Source organism: Pseudomonas sp. CFBP 5748 (assembly GCF_053850495.1).
Map to the genome: position 1 here is coordinate 514,827 of NZ_JBSPTN010000001.1, position 22,133 is coordinate 536,959.

22 protein-coding genes and 1 other RNA gene are annotated in these 22,133 nt (G+C 60.5%); 7 read left to right on the forward strand and 16 right to left on the reverse strand.

Annotated elements, in window-relative coordinates; all coding sequences use genetic code 11:
* The first annotated feature begins 73 nt into the window (after nt 1-73).
* Both ACWNZ1_RS02335 and ffs read left to right on the forward strand, forming a co-directional pair.
* A complete protein-coding gene (locus ACWNZ1_RS02335; RefSeq protein WP_135844497.1) occupies nt 74-424 on the forward strand; it encodes a hypothetical protein in 351 nt (116 codons plus the stop codon).
* A gap of 430 nt (nt 425-854) precedes the next feature.
* Nucleotides 855-951, forward strand: an RNA gene (gene ffs, locus ACWNZ1_RS02340) — signal recognition particle sRNA small type.
* A 309-nt stretch (nt 952-1,260) separates the two neighbouring features.
* On the opposite strand, the gene ACWNZ1_RS02345 is transcribed toward ffs, so the two are convergent.
* Entirely contained in the window at nt 1,261-1,575 is a 315-nt protein-coding gene (locus tag ACWNZ1_RS02345; RefSeq protein WP_135844498.1) for a helix-turn-helix domain-containing protein, read from the reverse strand.
* A 338-nt stretch (nt 1,576-1,913) separates the two neighbouring features.
* On the opposite strand from ACWNZ1_RS02345, the gene ACWNZ1_RS02350 reads away from it, so the two are divergent.
* Nucleotides 1,914-3,656, forward strand: coding sequence for a putative bifunctional diguanylate cyclase/phosphodiesterase (locus tag ACWNZ1_RS02350; protein ID WP_135844499.1), 1,743 nt, complete (start codon nt 1,914-1,916; stop codon nt 3,654-3,656).
* Here ACWNZ1_RS02350 and ACWNZ1_RS02355 read toward each other — a convergent pair.
* Entirely contained in the window at nt 3,608-4,372 is a 765-nt protein-coding gene (locus tag ACWNZ1_RS02355) for a substrate-binding periplasmic protein (RefSeq protein WP_456027322.1), read from the reverse strand. The genes ACWNZ1_RS02350 and ACWNZ1_RS02355 overlap by 49 nt on opposite strands.
* Before the next feature lie 143 nt (nt 4,373-4,515).
* Between ACWNZ1_RS02355 and dnaX the strand changes: the two genes are divergently transcribed.
* The 4 genes from dnaX to recR all read left to right on the forward strand — a co-directional run bounded on the left by dnaX (nt 4,516) and on the right by recR (nt 8,894).
* On the forward strand, nt 4,516-6,591 hold the full coding sequence (gene dnaX / locus ACWNZ1_RS02360) for a DNA polymerase III subunit gamma/tau (RefSeq protein WP_135844501.1): 2,076 nt from the start codon (nt 4,516-4,518) through the stop codon (nt 6,589-6,591).
* Between the two features lie 63 nt (nt 6,592-6,654).
* Nucleotides 6,655-6,993, forward strand: coding sequence for a YbaB/EbfC family nucleoid-associated protein (locus tag ACWNZ1_RS02365; protein WP_003183512.1), 339 nt, complete (start codon nt 6,655-6,657; stop codon nt 6,991-6,993).
* Nucleotides 6,994-7,190: 197 nt separating this feature from the next.
* Nucleotides 7,191-8,225 (forward strand): NADP-dependent oxidoreductase, encoded by a 1,035-nt coding sequence (locus ACWNZ1_RS02370; protein WP_135844502.1) that lies wholly within the window; start codon nt 7,191-7,193, stop codon nt 8,223-8,225.
* 66 nt (nt 8,226-8,291) lie between these two features.
* Nucleotides 8,292-8,894, forward strand: coding sequence for a recombination mediator RecR (gene recR, locus ACWNZ1_RS02375; RefSeq protein ID WP_003199585.1), 603 nt, complete (start codon nt 8,292-8,294; stop codon nt 8,892-8,894).
* Nucleotides 8,895-9,023: 129 nt separating this feature from the next.
* Here the strand turns inward: recR and ACWNZ1_RS02380 are convergent, their stop codons facing one another.
* The 14 genes from ACWNZ1_RS02380 to ccoN form a co-directional block, all read right to left on the reverse strand.
* On the reverse strand, nt 9,024-9,572 hold the full coding sequence (locus ACWNZ1_RS02380) for an adenine phosphoribosyltransferase (RefSeq protein WP_041020481.1): 549 nt from the start codon (nt 9,570-9,572) through the stop codon (nt 9,024-9,026).
* 76 nt (nt 9,573-9,648) lie between these two features.
* Nucleotides 9,649-10,383 carry a fumarate/nitrate reduction transcriptional regulator Fnr gene (gene fnr / locus ACWNZ1_RS02385; RefSeq protein WP_135844503.1) on the reverse strand — a complete coding sequence of 245 codons (735 nt, stop codon included), beginning with the start codon at nt 10,381-10,383 and terminating at the stop codon, nt 9,649-9,651.
* 94 nt (nt 10,384-10,477) lie between these two features.
* A complete protein-coding gene (hemN, locus tag ACWNZ1_RS02390) occupies nt 10,478-11,860 on the reverse strand; it encodes an oxygen-independent coproporphyrinogen III oxidase (protein ID WP_135844504.1) in 1,383 nt (460 codons plus the stop codon).
* Between the two features lie 169 nt (nt 11,861-12,029).
* Entirely contained in the window at nt 12,030-12,713 is a 684-nt protein-coding gene (locus ACWNZ1_RS02395) for a sulfite exporter TauE/SafE family protein (protein WP_135844505.1), read from the reverse strand.
* Nucleotides 12,706-12,924, reverse strand: a complete 219-nt coding sequence (ccoS, locus tag ACWNZ1_RS02400) for a cbb3-type cytochrome oxidase assembly protein CcoS (protein ID WP_072348138.1) — start codon at nt 12,922-12,924, stop codon at nt 12,706-12,708. The genes ACWNZ1_RS02395 and ccoS overlap by 8 nt, the downstream gene beginning before the upstream one ends.
* A 24-nt stretch (nt 12,925-12,948) precedes the next feature.
* Complete coding sequence (locus ACWNZ1_RS02405) at nt 12,949-15,399, reverse strand: heavy metal translocating P-type ATPase (RefSeq protein ID WP_256452427.1); 2,451 nt, start codon at nt 15,397-15,399, stop codon at nt 12,949-12,951.
* Between the two features lie 167 nt (nt 15,400-15,566).
* On the reverse strand, nt 15,567-16,106 hold the full coding sequence (locus ACWNZ1_RS02410) for a FixH family protein (protein ID WP_135844507.1): 540 nt from the start codon (nt 16,104-16,106) through the stop codon (nt 15,567-15,569).
* A gap of 11 nt (nt 16,107-16,117) precedes the next feature.
* The gene (ccoG, locus tag ACWNZ1_RS02415; protein ID WP_135844508.1) at nt 16,118-17,533 is read right to left on the reverse strand and encodes a cytochrome c oxidase accessory protein CcoG; all 1,416 of its coding nucleotides are present in this window, start codon (nt 17,531-17,533) and stop codon (nt 16,118-16,120) included.
* 309 nt (nt 17,534-17,842) lie between these two features.
* On the reverse strand, nt 17,843-18,265 hold the full coding sequence (locus ACWNZ1_RS02420) for a type II toxin-antitoxin system VapC family toxin (protein ID WP_135844509.1): 423 nt from the start codon (nt 18,263-18,265) through the stop codon (nt 17,843-17,845).
* Nucleotides 18,265-18,519: a type II toxin-antitoxin system Phd/YefM family antitoxin gene (locus ACWNZ1_RS02425; RefSeq protein WP_135844510.1), complete on the reverse strand. Its 255-nt coding sequence runs from the start codon at nt 18,517-18,519 to the stop codon at nt 18,265-18,267. Before ACWNZ1_RS02425 ends, ACWNZ1_RS02420 begins: the two co-directional genes overlap by 1 nt.
* 148 nt (nt 18,520-18,667) lie before the next feature.
* Nucleotides 18,668-19,651, reverse strand: a complete 984-nt coding sequence (gene ccoP / locus ACWNZ1_RS02430) for a cytochrome-c oxidase, cbb3-type subunit III (RefSeq protein ID WP_135844511.1) — start codon at nt 19,649-19,651, stop codon at nt 18,668-18,670.
* Nucleotides 19,648-19,833: a CcoQ/FixQ family Cbb3-type cytochrome c oxidase assembly chaperone gene (locus ACWNZ1_RS02435; protein WP_003175465.1), complete on the reverse strand. Its 186-nt coding sequence runs from the start codon at nt 19,831-19,833 to the stop codon at nt 19,648-19,650. The genes ccoP and ACWNZ1_RS02435 overlap by 4 nt, the downstream gene beginning before the upstream one ends.
* Before the next feature lie 5 nt (nt 19,834-19,838).
* Entirely contained in the window at nt 19,839-20,447 is a 609-nt protein-coding gene (ccoO, locus tag ACWNZ1_RS02440) for a cytochrome-c oxidase, cbb3-type subunit II (RefSeq protein WP_009042961.1), read from the reverse strand.
* Nucleotides 20,447-21,889, reverse strand: coding sequence for a cytochrome-c oxidase, cbb3-type subunit I (gene ccoN, locus ACWNZ1_RS02445; RefSeq protein ID WP_123414475.1), 1,443 nt, complete (start codon nt 21,887-21,889; stop codon nt 20,447-20,449). The genes ccoO and ccoN overlap by 1 nt, the downstream gene beginning before the upstream one ends.
* Nucleotides 21,890-22,133: the final 244 nt, after the last annotated feature.

Consider the following 22,133-nt stretch of genomic DNA (forward strand, 5'->3'; position numbering starts at 1 on the left):
TGGTTTTCTATTCAAACTTTCCTTTACCCTAAAGCCGCCATGGATGATGGCTATATTTATTATGGAAGATGTTATGAAATATGAAGAGATGGATAAAGCGGCAACTATTCCCAATGCGCCTCGGCGGCTTTCCCAAGCTGGGCAGAGCCAATACACCATTATATTGGCTTGGCAAATCTCGGATAATGTCCGGCCCGATCAGATTGCGGGTCACACGTTTAAAGTAACTGCGGTGGCAACTGGACAGCCACAGTTTGTTCCCGCAACCCAAGTGAAACCGGATGGGCGCGGCTGGTACCGACATGAAATAGGCGTCAGTGGCGGTTCCCGGCCTGTCTATTTCAATGTTCAAGTTCGGGCGCAAGCTTCCAATGGTGAGTATGGGCCGTTCTGCCCAGTGGTAGTTTGTAATACTTCGTCATGACCGGCTATTTAATGTCAACAATGATTCAAGGCCGTAGTTGCTCATTGGTAGTTGTTTGAAAGATTCAATCTATTACGACTCACTGCAGGCCTGTGGGAGCGAGCCTGCTCGCGATGGCGGTGGATCAGCTTGTATTGATGTTGAGTGAACCTCCGTCATCGCGAGCAAGCTCGGCTCCCACATGGGTTCTCTAGTGTCCGCAGATCCAGTGTTCGCTCCAGATCCCTTGTGGGTGCGAGCTTGCTCGCGAAAGCGGTGGGTCAGCTTGCACCCAGGTCGAATGTGCCGAAGCCATCGCAAGCACGCTTTGCCCCCACAGCAAGTGCTTGAACATCTTAAGTTTTTTTATCCGGCGCGAACGGTTGTATCTTCTCGTCAGATAGGTACAATGGCGCGGCTCGTCGTCAGGTGAGCGTCGTTATGGTGACCCCATCGGTCCCCCCGCAACGATTACCCGTGAACCTGGTCAGATCCGGAAGGAAGCAGCCACAGCGGGAACATTGTGTGCCGGGGTGTGGCTGGTGGGGTTGCCTCCATAACGCCCAAGCCTTCGTTCGCAAGGTTTGCCAATTTTCAACTATTCCTATTATTCGCTGATCGATATCGATCGTTGCTTTCTGCTGTCCGGATTTTGGCCGGGGCAGGGCAGCTGAGTACTGGAACAGGTCCGTCTTGCCTCGGCGGACCGAGCTCCTGTCGCAGGTCGCTTGGATCAGCACTCCACGAATCGACGGCAGTGGGGCTGTGTACAAATCGCCAGCCAGGCAAACGAGCGCCAAAGAGAAGCCTGGTCCGGCTTGTACCGACAGGCCAGATTCCTCTTTTTCATGACTGCATCAAGGCTTGGACAAGGCCTGGTCAACCGCTGCGATCAGCTTTCCCAGATCCTTCGGGGTGGCTCTATGTATGACACCGAACAGATACGCTCGCTGTTCGTCTTCATCGCCCATGTCGGCAAAAAAGGCTTTCAGCTGCACATCCAGCACGTCGGCAAGTAGGAACAAGGCTTCGATGCTGGGGGTGTAGGTGCCGGTTTCGAAGCGGCTGATGGTTTTGGGGTCAAAACCGGTTTTTTCGCCAAGTTCAGCCTGAGTAAGCCCCGCTACTTTGCGATAGCGTTTGATGGCCGCACCCAAACTTGAAATTTGCATCGCTCAATTCCCATTTAGAATCAAGAACTTAACGACAGTTTTTTGCATTAGGCAACCGCATTATTCATCACCTTGCTTTGCAAAATGTGATGCGTTTCGTAGAATCGGCCTTTGGCATGGGTATTTGGTGCCCTGCTTCTGAGCCGGGATGTGCGAAAAGAGTGGGCCTTGTGTTTCTTGCCGCGACACAAGACTTGAGCCTGGGCCCTCTGGTAGCACCGCCGGGGGTCTGTGCCCCAGCTTCTCTCAAGGTGTTTGAGCCTAGTTGATTTTCGCCTTTCCTGGAGGCGGTGCAACCGCGCGCGACAAATGAGCCTGACTCATGGATGACTGCTTCGATGGATAAGAAGTACCGCAGAGCCGTTGATGCCGCCGCGATTTTTTCCGAAACAGATCTGAGTGGGCGCATCACTTACGTCAACGATCAGTTTTGTAAACTGTTCGGGTACCGGCGTGAGGAACTGCTGGGGGCCGATCATCGCCTGCTCAATTCCGGCCAGCATCCCGGCGAGTTCTTCAGCGCCATGTGGCGCACCATTGCCTTGGGGCAGGTCTGGAAAGGGGAAATCTGTAACCGGGCCAAGGACGGCACGTTGCACTGGGTCGATACGACTTTGGTGCCGGTGATCGACGATGCGACCGGGCAAATCGAACGCTACCTGGCGATTCGCTTTGACGTCAGCGAAAAGCGCCAGCTGTTGCATTCGCTGCAGTGGCGGGTCGGGCACGATGTGCTGACCGGATTGCCCAATCGCACCTATCTGTCCGAGTTGCTGGACCAGGCCCTGGAGTTTTCCCGGCTGGAAAACTTTCCCTTGGCCGTGTGCATGCTCGATCTGGACGGCTTCAAGGCCGTCAACGATGGTCATGGCCACGCCAGTGGCGATCAATTGCTGGTGGAGGTCGCCAGGCGGCTGCGCACCATTGTGCGTGGAGAGGACGTGGTGGCGCGGTTGGCCGGGGACGAATTCGTGCTGGTGTTACGCCATGTGCGGGGGATGGAGGAATTGCACGCGGCGTTAAACCGAGTGTTGATTGCCGTGTCCATGCCGTATGGCATCAACGGTAAAGGCATCAAGGTTTTCGCCAGCATTGGCGTCACGTTGTTCCCGTGGGACAACGAAAACGCCGAGACCTTGTTGCGCCACGCCGATCAGGCGATGTATGTGGCCAAACAAAGCGGCCGTAATCGTTTTCATCTGTTCGATGTGTCCCGGGACAAGGAGGTCCGGGCCACTTACCAGACTGTCGAGCGGGTCCGGCAGGCGCTGGCGGGTAACGAATTGCGGTTGCACTTCCAGCCCAAGGTCAATATGCGCAACGGCACAGTGGTTGGTCTTGAGGCGTTGTTGCGCTGGAAGCATCCGCAACGTGGCCTGGTGCCGCCTCGGGAGTTCCTGCCGCTGGTGGAGGAGACTGACCTGATCGTCGAGATTGGCGAGTGGGTCATGGAGCAGGTGCTGACCCAGTTGCAGCAATGGCAGCAGGCGGGGCAGGGCTGGCCGGTGAGCATCAATATCTCGGCGCGTCATTTTCAGCGAGAGGACTTCGTCGAGCGGCTGCAGCAGGTGTTGGAGCGGCACCCGGCGGTGTCGCCGCGCATGCTGGATCTGCAGATCGTTGAGTCCGTCGCCGTGGAAAACCTTGCGCACGTCAGCGCGTGCCTCCAGTCATGCCAGGCGTTGGGTGTAGGCTTTTCACTGGGTGGCTTTGGCACTGGCTACTGCTCGCTCAACGACCTCAAGCACCTGCGCACGCAAACCATCAAGATCGACAAGGCCTTTGTCCGCGATATTCTCGAAGACCGCGATGACCTGGCGCTGACCGAAGCGGTGATCGGCCTGGCCCGGGCGTTTGGCCGCGAGGTGGTCGCGGAGGGGTTGGACAGCCTCGAACATGGGCTACTGTTGCTGCGCCTGGGCTGCGAGGTGGCTCAAGGCTATTTCATTGCCCGGCCCATGCCGGCCGAGCAAGTCCCAGGTTGGGTGACGGATTTTATCCCGCCGTTGCAATGGCGGCAGCGGCCGGGCGTTCAAGGCGAACCGGCTTCGGCCTGCGACGTGTCCCTGCGGCCAGTGTAGAGCCGGATGATTGCGTCGATTTCTCCCGACGTTTTCATTTTCAGCAAGGTGCGCAAAATGCGTTGTGCCGGGATTTTCGGATCGTCGCGCACGTAACAGCTCAACTGCTGTTCCTGGAGCAATGCCACCTCATGTAGCTGCCGATCAGCGTTATGCCGTTGATTGAACCAGTCCAGTGCCCATTGATTAGTGACCGCGTAGCGATAGCGGCCGGCCAGCAGTTTCGCCAGTACTTGTTCCTGGCTACGGGCATCGTCACGGTGCAGTTGGCCGCCATCGAAAAAGGGTTGCAAGGTCGGGTAGGTATAGCTCAGCACGGTGCCTATGGACTGGTGCGCCAGCGTCGCCAGCGTCACCGCTGCGGGGGCGTTCGCCGTGCCGACGAGCACGTCACGCTGGAAAAACAGTGGGACACTCCACAAATAATTGCCGCCCTCACTCACCCAGTCGGGGCTGACATAACACCGTACGTCGATTTCACCCTGCTTCATGGCTCCGTCCATCCGGGCGCGGGAGAGGACGTGAAATTCCGCCGGCATACTCACTTGGGTCGCCAGGCTGGTCATGATGTCGGGAAGGATGCCCTGGGTCGGGCGACCTCGTTCGATCTGTACCATGGGCATGGCCCAGCCGTCGGTAATGGCAAAGCGCAGTGGTACTTCGTCAGCCAAACAACCGGTCCCTAACAACAGCAAAGCCCCCATGGCTGAGCGCATAAACTCTCCTGACTGTGCAAAACCCTGTCGACAACCGAGTCCCAGATTCAAGCTTAGACAGATTAGACAAGCACACCGGATGCAATTTCGCCCCTGCTCCGCTAGCATTAGCCGCTTATGTTCCTTCGTTGCGACGGTTTTCGATGAGTTATCAGGTTCTTGCACGTAAGTGGCGTCCGCGCTCGTTCCGCGAAATGGTCGGCCAGACCCATGTGCTCAAGGCCCTGATCAATGCCTTGGACAGCCAGCGGCTGCACCATGCCTATCTGTTCACCGGTACCCGTGGCGTGGGCAAGACCACCATCGCGCGGATCATCGCCAAGTGCCTGAACTGCGAAACCGGCATTACCTCTACGCCTTGCGGCGAGTGTTCGGTGTGCCGGGAAATCGACGAAGGTCGTTTCGTCGACCTGATCGAGATTGACGCCGCCAGCCGCACCAAGGTCGAAGATACTCGCGAGTTGCTCGACAACGTGCAGTACGCGCCGAGCCGTGGGCGCTTCAAGGTCTATCTGATCGACGAAGTGCACATGCTCTCCAGCCATTCGTTCAATGCGCTGCTCAAGACCCTCGAGGAGCCGCCGCCCTACGTCAAGTTCATCCTGGCGACCACCGACCCGCAGAAACTTCCTGCGACGATTTTGTCGCGGTGCCTGCAGTTCTCCCTGAAGAACATGACGCCGGAGCGGGTCGTCGAGCACCTGACCCACGTGCTGGGCGTCGAGAACGTTCCGTTCGAGGACGATGCGCTGTGGCTGCTGGGCCGCGCTGCCGATGGGTCGATGCGTGACGCCATGAGCCTGACCGACCAGGCCATTGCCTTCGGTGAAGGCAAGGTCATGGCCGCCGATGTGCGGGCGATGCTCGGCACCCTCGATCACGGCCAGGTCTATGACGTGTTGCATGCGTTGATCGAGGGTGACGCGAAGGCGTTGCTCGAAGCGGTGCGTCACCTGGCCGAGCAGGGCCCGGACTGGAATGGCGTGCTTTCGGAGATCCTCAATGTGCTGCACCGGGTCGCCATTGCCCAGGCCCTGCCTGAGGGTGTCGACAACGGTCATGGCGACCGTGATCGCGTACTGGCCCTGGCCCAGGCGCTGCCGGCCGAAGACGTGCAGTTCTATTACCAGATGGGCCTGATCGGCCGTCGTGACTTGCCCCTGGCGCCGGATCCGCGAGGCGGCTTCGAAATGGTCTTGTTGCGAATGCTGGCGTTCCGACCGGCCGACACGGCGGACGCCCCGAGGCAACCGCTAAAGCCAGTGGGGATCAGCCAGGCCACAGCTGATTCCGCCAAGCCAGTGGCTGCCGCGCCTGTCGTTGCGCCGGCAGTGGCTTCTGCTCCGGCGGCAGTGGTACCTATGGCCGAACCGGCTCCGGTGCCTGTCATTGCGCCAATTGAACCCGAGCCTGAACCGGTCGTCGAGGCATTGCCTGAGCCGGTCGCCGAAGCGGTCATCGACTTGCCCTGGAATGATCCGGTCGAGCCGCAGATCGTCCAGCAGCCCGCAGTGGAACCCGTGCTGGAAACCACCGCCGAGCAGCCCGAACTGCCACCGATGCCCCTGCCGACGCCCGACAGCGTGGTGCCGGATGCGCCCGAGTGGGTCGCCGCCCCGGTGCCTGAGCCGACAGTGGCCGACGTCGATGACGCCACACCGGGTATGGACCTGGATGACGAGCCGCCGCTGGATGAGGATTACATAGAGCCGGACATGGATTCGGCCTACAGCTATCTGGACGAGCTGGCCAGCGAACACGCTGCTGAACCAGCACCGGAACCCGAGCCGGAGCCGGCGGCGATGCCTGCCACCGGGCTGGCCTTGCAATGGCTGGAGCTGTTCCCGAAACTGCCGATTACCGGCATGACCGGCAGCATCGCGGCCAACTGCACGTTGATCGCCGTGGAAGGCGATCACTGGCTGCTGCATCTGGACCCGGCCCACAGCGCCTTGTTCAATGCCACCCAGCAGCGTCGCCTCAACGATGCGCTGAACCAGTACCACCAGCGCACCCTGACGCTGAACATCGAACTGATCAAGCCTGAGCAGGAAACCCCGGCCCAGGCCGCGTCCCGCCGCCGTGCCGACCGTCAGCGCGAAGCCGAGGAGTCGATCCACAGTGATCCGTTCATCCAGCAGATGATGCAACAGTTCGGCGCCGTGGTTCGTCACGATACTATCGAACCTGTCGAGGCCCCGGTTACTCAGGGCTCATAACTGAAAGCGTCGGGCTGAATGGCCGGACGCGGTGTTTATCCAAGTACTTTCGAGGTGATTCCCATGATGAAAGGTGGCATGGCCGGCCTGATGAAGCAGGCGCAGCAGATGCAGGAAAAAATGGCCAAGATGCAGGAAGAACTGGCCAACGCCGAAGTCACCGGCAAGTCCGGCGGCGATATGGTGACGGTGGTCATGACCGGCCGCCACGACATCAAGCGCGTCAGCATCGACCCAAGCGTGGTCGAAGGCCTGAGCGAAGACGACAAGGAAATGCTTGAAGCCCTGTTCGCCGCCGCCGTCAACGACGCAGTGCGCAAGATCGAAGCCAACAGCCAGGACAAGATGTCCGGCATGACTGCCGGCATGCAACTGCCGCCGGGCATGAAATTGCCGTTCTGATTCGCCATCCCGGTTGGGATGGGCTACACACAATGCCAGGCATCGCGCCTGGCATTTTTGTTTCTGTCATAGGGCCGAGCGGTGGCAGAAACCTTACTTGCTCCCACAAGTACCCACTGAATAAACATCGAACGCCGCTCCACCGGCAATGGTCTGCTTCCTATAGGTCCCACTCAACGATCAAGGAGAACGCTTCCATGTCACAAGCATCGACATCCAACCAGCGCATCGTCCTAGCCTCCCGCCCCAAAGGCGCGCCCACCGCGGACAACTTCCGTATCGAGCAGGTAACGCTGCCGGACCTGGTGGACGGGCAGATCCTGCTCAAGACCCTGTTCCTGTCCCTGGACCCCTACATGCGGGGACGGATGAGCGACGCACCTTCCTACGCCGCCCCGGTGGAAATCGGTGAGGTAATGACCGGAGGCGCTGTCAGCCGCGTGGAGCGTTCGATGCACCCGAAATTCCACGAAGGCGACCTGGTGGTGGGCGCCACAGGTTGGCAGAGCCACGGCATCAGCGATGGGCGCAATGTCACTCCGATCCCCTCCGGGCTACCCAGTCCGTCGATGGCCTTGGGTGTGCTGGGCATGCCGGGCATGACCGCGTACATGGGGCTGATGGACATTGGCCAGCCCAAGGAGGGGGAAACCCTGGTGGTCGCGGCGGCGTCGGGAGCCGTGGGCTCGGTGGTCGGCCAGGTGGCGAAGATCAAGGGGCTGCGGGTGGTCGGCGTGGCTGGCGGCAGCGCGAAATGTAAATACGTGGTCGACGAGTTGGGGTTCGATGCCTGCATCGATCACAAGAGCGAACACTTTGCCGAGGAGCTGGCCCAAGCCTGCGACAAAGGCATCGACATCTATTACGAAAACGTTGGCGGCAAGGTGTTCGACGCAGTGGTGCCGCTGCTCAACGCCAAGGCCCGTATTCCGCTCTGTGGCCTGATCGCGTCCTACAATGAGCACGAAGCACCGAGCGGCCCGGATCGCTTGCCGCAATTGCAGCGCACCTTGTTGACTAAACGCGTGCGGATCCAGGGTTTTATCGTGTTCGATGACTACGGCGACCGTCAGCCGGAGTTCATCAGCGCCATGGCGCCCTGGGTGCGTGATGGCAAGGTCAAGTTCCGCGAAGACGTAGTCGATGGCCTTGAGAATGCACCGCAGGCCTTTATCGGGCTGCTGGAGGGGCGCAACTTCGGCAAGTTGGTGGTCCGGGTGGCGCGGGATTGAGTATTTGACGCTAATCGGAGGCGCGGGTATAAACCGCGTCTCGTTGTTATGTCGGACATTTCCTCCATGAGCTTCAGCCCTTTGATTCGCCAACTGATCGATGCCCTGCGAACTTTGCCAGGTGTGGGTCAGAAAACTGCCCAGCGCATGGCGTTGCAATTGCTCGAGCGTGATCGCAGCGGCGGTTCGCGCCTGGCCCAGGCCTTGAGCCAGGCCATGGAGGGCGTAGGGCATTGCCGTTTATGCCGCACGCTCACTGAAGACGACCTTTGCCCGCAATGCGCGGACCCGCGTCGGGACGACAGCCTGCTGTGCGTCGTGGAAGGGCCGATGGATGTCTATGCGGTCGAGCAGACGGGTTTTCGCGGACGCTATTTCGTGCTCAAGGGTCATTTGTCACCGCTCGACGGCTTGGGGCCGGAAGCCATTGGCATTCCACAGTTGATCGCGCGGATCGAAGAAGCGGGCACGTTCACCGAAGTCATCCTCGCCACCAATCCGACGGTCGAAGGCGAAGCCACCGCCCACTACATCGCCCAATTGCTGAACAACAAAGGCCTGATCGCCTCCCGCATCGCCCATGGCGTGCCACTGGGTGGTGAACTGGAGTTGGTGGACGGTGGGACGCTGGCGCATTCGTTTGCCGGGCGCAAGCCGATCGCGTTGTAACAGCCAGCCAAAAGCTAATGTGGGAGCGGGCTTGCTCGCGAAAGCGGTGGATCAGTCAGTGAACATATTGACTGACACTCCGCTTTCGCGAGCAAGCCCGCTCCCACAGGTTAGATTGTTGTTTGCCGGTTACCTTTCGCTCAGGGAAAACTGCGTCAGGCAGAACGTCGGAATCCCCATATCTTCCAACCGCTGGGAACCGAGCAATTCCGGCAAATCAATAATCGCCGCCGCTTCGTGGACCTTGGCGCCCATGCGGCGGATCAGGTTGGCGGCGGCGATCAGCGTGCCGCCGGTGGCGATCAGGTCATCGAACATCACCACCGAATCACCCTCGCACAGGCTGTCGGCGTGGACTTCCAGGAAGGCCTCGCCGTATTCGGTCTGGTAACCCTCGGCCAGCACATCCGCCGGCAGCTTGCCTTGCTTGCGGAACAGCACCAGGGGCTTGTTCAACTGATAAGCCAGGATTGAGCCGATCAAGAAGCCCCGCGCATCCATCGCGCCGATGTGAGTGAACTCGGCCTCGACATAACGGTGGGCGAAACTGTCCATCACCAGCCGCAGGGCGGTGGGAGACTGGAACAGCGGGGTAATGTCGCGAAAGATCACGCCCGGCTTGGGGAAGTCGATCACGGGGCGGATCAGGGATTTGATGTCGAAGGAGTCGAAGACCATCGTCGAGGTGTCCTGGCAGGGCTGCAAACGCGGCAGTATAGCGCGGCCAGGACAATCCCTCAGCCGCGCATGTGCGTCAGCCTTCGAGCGAGCCGCCGGCCAGGGCGCAGAGCTGGATCGGGTCGAGAATATGAATTTCCTTGCCTTCGGCGGCGATCAACTCGTTCTGCTGGAAGCGGGTGAATACCCGGGACACGGTTTCCACCGCCAGGCCCAGGTAGTTGCCGATTTCGTTACGCGACATGCTCAGGCGGAACTGGTTGGCCGAGAACCCGCGGGCGCGGAAGCGGGCCGAGAGGTTGACCAGGAAGGTCGCAATGCGCTCGTCGGCGGTTTTTTTCGAGAGCAGCAGCATCATTTGCTGATCGTCGCGGATCTCCCGGCTCATCACTCGCATCAGCTGACGGCGCAGTTGCGGCAGTTGCAGGGCCAGTTCGTCGAGACGGTCGAAAGGAATTTCGCACACCGAGGTGGTTTCCAGCGCCTGGGCCGAGACCGGATGGGTCTCGGTGTCCATGCCCGACAGGCCCACCAGTTCGCTGGGCAGGTGGAAACCGGTGAGTTGTTCTTCGCCACCGTCACTCAGGTTGAAGGTTTTCAAGGCGCCCGAGCGCACCGCATAGACGGAATCGAAGGTGTCGCCCTGACGAAACAGGAATTCACCTTTTTTCAACGGGCGACCCCGTTTAACGATATCGTCCAGCGCGTCCATGTCCTCCAGATTCAATGAAAGTGGCAGGCAGAGAGGGGCCAGGCTGCAATCCTTGCAATGGGCCTGGTTGTGGGCGCGCAGCTTGACTGGCTCGGACATTTCTTCAATCCTTGTGGGAAAACACACATAAGGCGTAAGGGTACCCCAGAGCAGTCACTCCGGCCAGTGCGGTTTTGTCGTCAAATTGTCGCGCTCAGATGACCCTGGAGAAGCGTTGCAGGTTGTGTTGCTCCAAATACGCATCGAACACCATGCACACTGATCGCACCAGCAGGCGCCCGGCGGGCAGGACTTTGATGTGCATGTTGTCGAGCTCGATCAGACCGTCCTTGGCCATGGCCTGCAATTGCGGCCATAACGGCGCGAAATAGCCACGAAAATCGATATTGAAAGTTTGCTCGATGTCGGCGAAGGCCAGATTGAAATGACAGATCAACTGCTGGATCACTGCGCGCCGCAGGCGGTCGTCGGCGTTGCAGATCAGCCCGCGACTGGTCGCCAGTTGCCCGTCGGCGAGGGTGTTCTGGTAATGGTTCAGGTCGCTGCTGTTCTGGCAGTACAGATCACCGACCTGGCTGATGGCTGACACGCCGAGGCCGATCAGGTCGCAATGGCCATGGGTAGTGTAGCCCTGGAAGTTGCGCTGCAGGGTCGCTTCTTCCTGGGCGATCGCCAGTTCGTCGTCGGGCAGGGCAAAGTGGTCCATGCCGATGTAACGGTAACCGGCGGCGGTCAGTTGTTCGATGGTGCCTTGCAGCATGGCCAGTTTTTGCATCGGGTTCGGCAGGTCCTGGCTGTTGATGCGCCGCTGGGGCATGAAGCGCTCCGGCAGGTGGGCGTAGTTGAACACCGAGAGCCGATCCGGCTGCAGGTTGATGACTTCCTCGATGGTACGGGCGAAGTTTTCCGGCGTTTGCTTGGGCAGGCCGTAGATCAGGTCGATGTTGATCGAGCGGAACTGCAAGGTCCGGGCAGCTTCGATCACGGCGCGGGTTTCGTCCAGGCTTTGCAGGCGATTGACGGCACGTTGCACGGCCGGGTCAAGGTCCTGCAGGCCGATGCTGACCCGGTTGAACCCCAGCTCTCGCAGTAGGCCCATTGTCGACCAGTCGGCTTCGCGAGGGTCGATTTCGATGCTGTAGTCGCCGGAGTCGTCGTCCAGCAGGTTCAAGTGCTTGCGCAACTTGGCCATCAGTTGGCGCAGTTCGTCGTGGTTGAGGAAGGTCGGGGTACCACCGCCCAGATGCAATTGTTCCACGCGCTGGGCGGAGTCCAGGTGGCAGCCAATCAGCTGGATTTCCTGTTCCAGGCGTTGCAGGTAGACGTGAGCGCGGCCGCGGTCCTTGGTGATGACCTTGTTGCAGGCGCAGTAGTAGCAAATGTTCGCGCAGAACGGCACATGCACATACAGCGACAATGGCCGCAGGGCCTTGCGGCTGTCGCGCAGGGCATGAAGCAGGTCGAAGGCACCCACCTGGCTACCGAATTGCGCCGCGGTCGGATACGAGGTGTAGCGTGGACCCGCCAGGTCATAACGGCGGATCAGGTCTGTGTCCCAACGAATGGCGTCGAGCATGCGGGCGTTCCCCCGGATAGGCTGGCATGGGCACAAGTGTAAAAGGGTGGGCGCGGGGCGGTTTTGATTTGCGTCAACGGGGGGAGTCTGGGCGAAGGCCAATCGCGAGCAGGCTCGCACATTGGGGATGTGGTGTTCGCCCCCCTGCTCGCGATTGGCGGCTACTCGGTCAATGCCCCATCAGCCAATCCTGATGCGGCCCCGGCAATGTCCAGACACCAAAGACTATCACCAGCAACCCACCAGCCATGCGCACACTGCGTTTGCGCAGCAGGGCGGTGACGCGTTCGGCGGCCAGGCCGGTGGCGAGCAGCACCGGCCAGGTGCCGAGGCCGAAAGCGAGCATCAGTAACGCGCTGTCCAGTGCATTGCCCTGGCTGGCGGACCACAACAGGGTGCTGTAGACCAGTCCACATGGTAGCCAGCCCCATAGCGCGCCGAGCAGCAAGGCCCGGGGCAGGCTCGACACTGGTAGCAAACGGTTGGCGACTGGCTGGATATGCCGCCACAAGCCACGGCCAATGCTTTCGATGCGGGTCAGGCCGCTCCACCAACCCGCCAGGTACAGGCCCATGGCGATCAACAGCAAACCGGCCAGTACCCGCATGATCATCGCCGCCGGGCTATTGGCCACGGCCCAGCCGGCCAGGCCGATCAACAAGCCGGCGGTGGCGTAGCTCAGGATCCGCCCCAGGTTGTACGCCAGCAGCAGCCGGAACCGCCGACTGCGCTGTTCCTTGGGAATCGCCAGGGTCAGGGCGCCCATCAGGCCGCCGCACATGCCCAGGCAATGCCCGCCACCGAGCAGGCCAAGGATGACCGCCGAGACGAGTAATGGCGCCAGATCAAGCATGGGGCGGGGCCTTGTCGTCCGGTTCACGGGCCTCGCCACTGGCTTCATCCACGGCCGCCTTGTGGTTCGGGTCCTGATCGTCGAACAGGATGCTGTGGGCCGGGCCGTCAAGGTCGTCGTACTGGCCGCTGTCCACGGCCCAGAAGAAAATGTACACGGCGATGGCCACGATCAGCAGTGCGGCCGGGATCATCACGTAGAGAGCTGGCATGTTGGAACTCCATGCCCGCGCGGCTCAGGCCGGCAGCGGGCGGGTATCGGGCGTGTCGTCGAGAGCGTGCGCCTTGGGCTGGCGGGTCAGCCTCAGCGCATTCAACACCACGGTCAACGAACTGATGGACATGCCGACCGCCGCCCACACCGGCGTAATCCAGCCGAGGGCGGCGAACGGCAACATGAGGCCATTGTACAGCCCGGCCCACACCAGGTTCTCAATGATCACCCGGCGGGTGCGTCGGGCCAGGCTGAAGGCGTGGATCAGGGCGTCGAGACGGTTGGACAGCAGCACCGCATCGGCGCTGGTCTTGGCCAGGTCGGTGGCCGAGCCCATGGCGACACTGATGTCCGCCGCCGCCAGCACCGGCACGTCGTTAACCCCGTCGCCGAGCATCAGCACCTTGCGACCCTGTTGGTGCAACTGTTGCAACACCGCCAGCTTGTCGTCCGGACGCAAGCCGCCGCGGGCTTCGTCGATGCCCAGTTCGGCGGCGACGCTGGCAACCATCGGCGAACTGTCGCCCGACAACAGCAGCGTGCGCCAGCCCCGCGCCTTGCAGGCTGCCAGCAACGCCGGGGCGTCGGCGCGCAAGCGGTCGTCGAGGACGAACCAGGCCAATGGCCCGATATCATCGCCCAGCAACAGCCACTGGCCGGGCTCGTCCGGCATCATCGGCGTGGAGGCACCACTGAGTTCGCAAACGAAACCGGGCTGGCCGATGCGCAGGCGCTGTTCGCCCACCAGGCCTTCTAGCCCCAGCCCCGGAGTGCTGTGCACTTGCTCGGCGGCCAATGGCGCGCGACCGAAAGCGCGGGCAATGGGGTGTTCTGAGCGGTTTTCCAGGGCAGCGGCCAGGCCCAGGCATTGATCGCTGTCGAGGGCCGCCAGCGGTCGAATGGCACGCAATGCCAGGCGGCCCTCGGTGAGGGTGCCGGTCTTGTCGAAAATCACTGTGTCGATCTGGTTCAGGCCCTCCAGCACATGGCCGCGGGTCAGCAGCAAGCCGAGCTTGTGCAGGGTGCCGGTGGCTGCGGTGAGGGCGGTCGGCGTCGCCAGGGACAGGGCGCAAGGGCAGGTGGCGACCAGCATCGCCAATACGATCCAGAAGGCCCGGGAGGCATCCAGTTGCCACCACAACAGGCCTATGACGGCAGCGGCGATCAACGAGAACAACAGAAACCATTGGGCGGCCCGATCAGCGATTTCAGCCAGTCGCGGCTTCTCGGCCTGGGCCCGCTCCAGCAACCGCACGATGGCGGACAGTCGGGTGTCCTGCCCAAGTGCCAGCACCTCGACCGTCAAGGCACCTTCGACGTTGAGCGTGCCAGCGGTGACCGCGTCGCCCGCCTGGCGGGGTTGTGGCAGGTATTCGCCAGTCAGCAGCGATTCGTCGACGCTGGACTGGCCGTCGAGAATCTTGCCATCGGCCGGCAGGATCGCCCCGGGCTGCACCAGCACCTGGTCGCCTGTGCGCAACTCACTGAGCAGGATGCGTTCGCTCTGGCCGTTATCCTCCAGGCGCAGGCACGAGGCCGGCAACAGGTTGACCAGTTGCGCGGTGGCGGCAGCGGTGCGCTCCCGGGCCCGGCGCTCCAGGTAACGACCGGTCAACAGGAACAGGGCGAACATGCCCACGGCATCGAAATACAGCTCGCCCACACCGGTGATGGAGGTCCAGATCCCGGCGACGTAGGCGCCGCCAATGGCCAGCGATACGGAAACGTCCATGGTCAGGTGCCGGGTGCGCAGGTCGCGCATCGCGCCTTTGAAGAACGGCGCGCAGCTGTAGAAGACGATGGGCGTGGTGAGAAACAGCGCAACCCAGCGCAGGATGGTGTGCATCTCCGGGCTCAGGTCGATATTGAATTCCGGCCAGGTGGCCATGGTCGCCATCATCGCCTGGAACCACAGCAGCCCGGCCACGCCCAACTGACGCAAGGCCAGGCGGTTTTGTGCGGCGAGTTGCTCGCAGGCTTGGTCGGCCTGGTACGGGTGGGCGACGTAACCGATCTGGCGCAATTCAGCGAGCAGTTTGCTCAGCGGTAATTGCGCGTCGGCCCACTGCACATGCAGGCGATGATTGGACAGGTTCAACCGTGCCTCGGCCACGGCCGGCAGGCTACGCAATTGTTTTTCGATCAACCAGCCGCAGGCGGCGCAACTGATGCCTTCCATCAGCAGGGTGGCTTCGGCCAGTTCACCGTCATGGCGCACGAACGACTGCTGCACGTCAGGGCGATCGTACAGCGCCAGTTCATCGGTCAGTTGGACCGGCAGGGTTTCGGGGTTGGCCGACGCTTCGCTGCGATGCTGGTAATAACTTTCCAAACCACCGGCAACGATGGCCTCGGCCACCGCCTGGCAGCCCGGGCAGCACAGCTCACGGGTTTCACCCAGGACAACGGCGGTGAAGCGACTGCCGGGGGGGACGGGCAGGGCGCAGTGGTAGCAGGGCTGTGGAATGCTCATGGTTGTCGCTATGAAGGCCTGGCATAGATGGGCTTGCAAGGAGATACACGAATTGTAGGAGCTGCCGAAGGCTGCGATCTTTCCCCTGACACTTGAATCTCAAGGGCAAGATCAAAATCAAAAAATCGCAGCCTTCGGCAGCTTCTACAGAGGCCATCGATCGGTTTTTATTTCTTCAGGTCTTCAGCGCCTTGCAGCGGTTCATCGCCGAGCAGGATGTCCTGCTCATGGTTGATCTGTTCTTCTTCGAACAGACGCCAGGTCTTGTCGTTCTCCACACCCAGCAATTCGACAAAGCGCCGGCCTTCGATCTTGTCCGTCAACTGGCCAACGTACCGCCCCGGTTCGCTGTCGTTGCGAGTCAGGACGATCTTGCGGTCTTTCTCCGGCTGGGTCGGCGAGATCAGGCTCAGCTCCAGGGTCTGAGGCCGGCTGTTGCCGTTCAGGCGCAGGTTCACTTCACCGGTCACGTCGTCCAGTTGCACGTTGGCATGCAACTGCAGGGTCTGGGCCAGCAGTTCGCGTTCCAGCGAGCGGTTGATGCCTTTGCCGGCCTCGTAATAGTTGTCGTTGACCAGATTATCCGGGTTCTTCACCGCAATGGTCACCATCGTCAGGCTCAGTGTCACCGAACAGGTCAGGATCCCAATAATGATCCATGGCCAGAGATGCTTGTACCAAGGGCTGGTGGCGGTTGCTGCAGGCATGTTCAGTTCTCTTAACGAATTTGTGGGCCGATGAACCGGCTCTTGGCTTCAACATGAACGCTGTTGTCATCGGCATCCTTGAGGATGAATGTTACTTCGTTGGTGCTCGACGGCAGTTGGTCCGGTGCGCTGGACAGTTCAACCGGCTGACTGAAGATCTCGCCGGCCGCGACCTTGATTTCTCGCCGGCCCTGCAACTTGAGATCGGGCAGGCCGGTGGCTTCCAGTACGTAGGTGTGGTCGCGTTGGTCCTTGTTCATGATTTTCAGGCTGTAGACGTTTTCGATCCGGCCTTCGGCGTTTTCGCGGTACAGCACGCGGTCTTTACTGACGTCGAACCCCACCAGCGAACGCATGAAGAACGCCGTCACCAGCAGGCTTACCATCGTCAGTAACACCAGCGCATAACCGATCAGGCGCGGACGCAGTTTATGGGTTTTCTGCCCCGACAGGTTGTGTTCGGTGGTGTAGCTGATCAGGCCACGGGGATAATCCATTTTGTCCATGATGTTGTCGCAGGCGTCGATGCAGGCCGCGCAACCGATGCATTCGATCTGCAGGCCGTCGCGAATGTCGATGCCGGTTGGGCAGACCTGGACGCACATGGTGCAGTCGATGCAATCCCCCAGGCCCAGGGCCTTGTAGTCGACACCTTTCTTGCGCGGGCCACGGCTTTCACCGCGACGCGGGTCGTAGGAGACGATCAGCGTGTCCTTGTCGAACATCACGCTCTGGAAACGGGCGTAAGGGCACATGTAGATGCACACCTGCTCACGCAGCCAGCCGGCGTTGCCGTAGGTGGCGAGGGTGAAGAAGCCAACCCAGAAATACGACCAGCCATCGGCTTGGCCGGTAAAGAACTCGAACACCAGTTCGCGGATCGGCGTGAAGTAGCCGACGAAGGTCATGCCCGTGACGAAACCGATCAGCAGCCAAAGGCTGTGCTTGGCGAACTTGCGCAGGAACTTGTTGGTGCCCATGGGCGCCTTGTCCAGCTTGATGCGCTGGTTGCGGTCGCCTTCGGTGACCTTCTCGCACCACATGAAAATCCAGGTCCACACGCTTTGCGGGCAGGTGTAGCCGCACCAGACACGCCCGGCATAAACCGTAATGAAAAACAGGCCGAATGCGGCAATGATCAGCAGTCCGGACAGCAGGATGAAATCCTGGGGCCAGAAGGTCGCACCAAAAATAAAGAATTTGCGTTCCGGCAGGTTCCACCAGACGGCCTGATGCCCGCCCCAGTTCAGCCAGACCGTGCCGAAATACAGCAGGAACAATAGGGCGCCGCCGACCATTCGCAGGTTGCGGAACAGGCCCGTGAAGGCACGGGTGTAGATTTTTTCCCGAGAGGCATACAGGTCGACGCTTTTGTTCGCGTCCTTGGCAGGCGGGGTAACGTCATGTACCGGAATCTGGTTGCTCATCAGTTGCATCCCACGGCAGTGGAAAAGTGCCGAGGCCAGTACGTGCCGACCACGGTCAGAAGGGTGTTGCGGTGGTGCAATGATACGCCTGTCGCTCTAGCCCAAGGGTGCGACCTTTGGTCGCGTTGGGGGTATGCATAGAATGGTGTAGTGGATGTAACAAGTCATGACCCAGATCAATTGACTATAGACATTCCGTGGGGTTGGCAAAAAACGAAAGGGCGGGTGTGGGCAAATCAGTAGACAGGAGAAACCTCCCAACTCGGCTCGCTGAAGGCACCACAAACCGCACGAAGTCTCAGGGTGGATCTAGTTTTTTTCATCTCCTGACCATGGGTTAAGCAACGCCACGCCGCTGCCTTGAAAATCACTCACGTTGCGGGTCACCACGGTCAATCCATGGACCAGCGCGGTAGCGGCAATCAATGCGTCACATTCATTGCTGCGGTCAGGCACATGCAGGCGAGCGCAACGTAACGCGATGGCACGGTCAACCGCCAGGATCCTGCCAGCAAACGCGGGCAGGACGTGGTTATCCAGCCACGCACGCAGGCGGCTGCCTTGGGCCGGGTCCTTGCGTTCGAAGCGCAACACACCGGTTTCCAGTTCCAATACGGTAATTGCCGAGACGTACAGGTTGGGGGCGGGCACGCTACGTGCCCAGGCCTGTACGTTTTTATCTGCCTGCGGTTTGCGTAGTTCCGAAATAACATTGGTGTCGAGTAAAAACATCAGGACAGGTCCACCGGCCTAGGAGTGATGGCGGCACGTTCGGTATCGAAGTCGATATCCGGCGCGTCGGGCATGACCAGCAACTCGACAATGCTGGGGCCGATGCCGGTCAGTTTCTGGTACTCCTCAATGCTTAGCAGCACATGGGCAGGCTTGCCACGGTCGGTGATGATGACCGGTCCTTCACGGCTAGCTTTTTTGGCACCACTTGTGTCGTGGTTGAATTCGCGGCTGGAGATGGTCGTGATGGACATGAAAGTGCCCTCATTGAGCTCGAATGTAGGCACGTTACTACTGGCGTGGGTGGTCGGCAAGCGAAACAGATTTGCCCAGGTTTCGGACCGTAACAAAAAGGCCCCGCCAATCAAATTGGCGGGGCCTTTGGTGTATCAGGCGCTTGCCTTACTGGGCGTCTGCGACCGGAGCCTTCTCGCCGTGAGACAGGCTGTAGACATAGGCGGCCAGCAAGTGGACCTTGTCGTTGCCTTGCAGGTCAGCTTGGGCAGGCATCTGGCCCTGACGGCCGTAACGGATAGTCTGCTGCAACTGAGCGAAGCTCGAGCCGTAGATGAAACCGGCCGGATGCGTCAGGTCGGGTGCGCCCATGGCAGGCGTGCCCTTGCCGGCTGGACCGTGGCAGGCCACGCAGTTGGCGGCAAACAGTTTCTGGCCGTTGGCCGGATCGGCCTTGGCGCCTTCCGGCAGTTTGCGCCCGTGCAGGCTGGTCACCACATAGGCGGATACATCGGCGACGCCTTGCTCGCCGACCACGGCAGCCCAGCCCGGCATCACGGCGTGACGACCGCCCATGATGGTGGTCTTGATGGTTTCCGGTTCACCACCCCAGCGCCAGTCGGCGTCGGTCAGATTAGGGAAACCATAGGCACCCTTGGCGTCGGAACCGTGGCAGACCGAGCAGTTGGAGGCGAACAGGCGGCCACCCATCTTCAGGGCTTGCGGGTCCTTGGCGACTTCTTCGATCGGCATGGAGGCGAACTTGGCGAAGATCGGACCGAACTTGGCGTCCGAACGAGCCATTTCCTTTTCCCACTCGTGGACGCCGGTCCAGCCGGTCTGGCCGTTGGCGAAGGCGGTCTGCTTTTCGGTGTCCAGGTAGTTGTAGCCTGGCAACAGGCCTTTCCAGTTGCCCAGGCCAGGGTAGAGCACCAGGTAGCCGAGGGCGAACACAATGGTGCCCACGAACAGCATGAACCACCATTTTGGCAGTGGGTTGTCATACTCCTCGATGCCATCGAAGGAGTGACCAACGGTTTCGTCCGTTTGCTCGGCGCGCTGGCCCTTACGGGTCGACAACAGCAGCCAGGTCAGGGCGAAGATTGTTCCCAGACTGAGGACTGTGACGTACAGACTCCAGAACGTAGTCATTCTTTGTTACTCCTAGAAGCTTGCTCGACGTGCTTGATGGCTTCGGGATCATCCGCGAACGGCAGCAAGGTCGCGTCTTCAAACTCCGACTTGCGCTTGGGGCTGAACACCCACAAGGCCAGACCGATAAAGGCCACCATTACGACGACGGTGCCCAGGCCGCGAATCATCCCGATATCCATCTAAATCACCGTTTGCTTTTGATGATGGTGCCCAGGCCTTGCAGATAGGCCACCAGCGCGTCCATTTCGGTCTTGCCCTTGACGGCATCCTTGGCACCGGCGATGTCTTCGTCGGTGTAAGGCACGCCCAGGGTGCGCAAGACTTCCATTTTCTTGGCGGTGTCTTTGCCGTCGAGCTTGTTTTCTACGAGGAACGGGTAGGCCGGCATTTTCGACTCAGGCACCACGTTGCGCGGGTTGTACAGGTGCGCACGCTGCCAGTCGTCGGAGTAGCGGCCGCCAACGCGGGCCAGGTCCGGGCCGGTACGCTTGGAACCCCACAGGAATGGGTGGTCCCAGACGCTTTCACCAGCGACCGAGTAGTGGCCGTAGCGTTCGGTCTCGGCGCGGAACGGACGGATCATCTGCGAGTGGCAGCCGACACAGCCGTTGGCGATGTAGACGTCGCGGCCTTCCAGTTCAAGGGCGGTACGCGGCTTCATGCCTTCGACCGGCTTGTTGGTCACGTCCTGGAAGAACAGCGGAACGATCTGGGTCAGGCCGCCGATGCTGACAGCGATGACCATGAAGAAGGCCAGCAGGCCAATATTCTTCTCTACTGCTTCGTGCTTCATCAGTGAGCTCCAACTACGGCGATCTTGGCGGCGGCTTCAGCTTCAGCCGGGTCAGAGGCACGAACGGTGCGATACACGTTGTAGGCCATGAACAGCATGCCGCTGGCGAAGAACGCGCCGCCCAGGGCACGCACGATGAAGCCAGGGTGGCTGGCTTGCAGCGCTTCGACGAACGAGTAGGTCAAGGTGCCGTCGTCGTTGATTGCACGCCACATCAGGCCCTGAGTGATGCCGTTGACCCACATCGAGGCGATGTAGAGCACGGTACCGATGGTCGCGAGCCAGAAGTGCGCGTTGATCAGGCCGGTGCTGTGCATCTGCGCACGACCGAACAGTTTCGGGATCATGTGGTAGATGGCGCCGATGGAAATCATCGCGACCCAACCGAGCGCGCCGGCGTGTACATGGCCGATGGTCCAGTCGGTGTAGTGGCTCAGGGAGTTGACGGTCTTGATGGCCATCATCGGGCCTTCGAAGGTCGACATGCCGTAGAACGCCAGGGAAACCACCAGAAAGCGCAGGATCGGGTCGGTGCGCAATTTATGCCAGGCACCCGACAGGGTCATCATGCCGTTGATCATGCCGCCCCAGCTTGGCGCCAGCAGGATGATCGACATCGCCATGCCCAGGGACTGCGCCCAATCCGGCAACGCGGTGTAGTGCAGGTGGTGCGGACCGGCCCAGATGTACAGGGTGATCAGCGCCCAGAAGTGGACGATGGACAGGCGATAGGAGTAGATCGGACGCTCGGCCTGTTTCGGCACGAAGTAGTACATCATCCCCAGGAAACCGGTGGTCAGGAAGAAGCCCACCGCGTTGTGGCCGTACCACCACTGGATCATTGCGTCGGTCGCGCCCGAGTAGGCCGAGTACGACTTGAAGAAGCTGACCGGCAGGGACGCGTGGTTGACGATGTGCAGCATGGCCGTCACGACGATGAAGGCACCGTAGAACCAGTTACCCACATAGATATGCTTGGTCTTGCGCTTGACGATGGTGCCGAAGAACACCAAACCGTAGGTCACCCAGACGATGGCCAGCAGGATAGCCAGGGGCCATTCCAGCTCCGCGTATTCCTTGGTGGTGGTGTAACCCAGTGGCAAGGTTACGATCGCACCGACGATGACCGCTTGCCAACCCCAGAAGGTGAAGGCCGCGAGGCTGTCGGAAATCAGTCGCGTTTGGCAGGTTCGCTGCACGACGTAATAGGAAGTGGCAAACAATGCACAACCACCGAAGGCGAAGATCACCAGGTTGGTGTGCAACGGGCGCAGGCGTCCAAACGTCGTCCATGGCAGACCGAAATTCAATTCCGGCCAGACCAGTTGCGAGGCGATGAAGACACCGAGCCCCATGCCAAGGATCCCCCAGACCACCGTCATGATGGCGAACTGGCGGACTACCTTATAGTTATAAGCAGTCGGACTGATTGCTGTGCTCATTCTAAGGTTCCACGGTTTGGGTGTTTTATTAGGATAAAAATCGGTCGCAAGTATGGAGAAAGCGGGGGGTCATTGCAACGCGCCATGACCTGGGTCAATGCTTTCCAAAGCTGATTCTGCGGCCTTTCCATGTTCCGTGTAGGGACAAAATTGGCCCTCGGCAAAATGTCGCAACGAAGGAAACAGGCGAGGGGGTCGGGTCGGTTGTAACGGGGTATGTTCAAACACTGCGTTCGGGGGATGC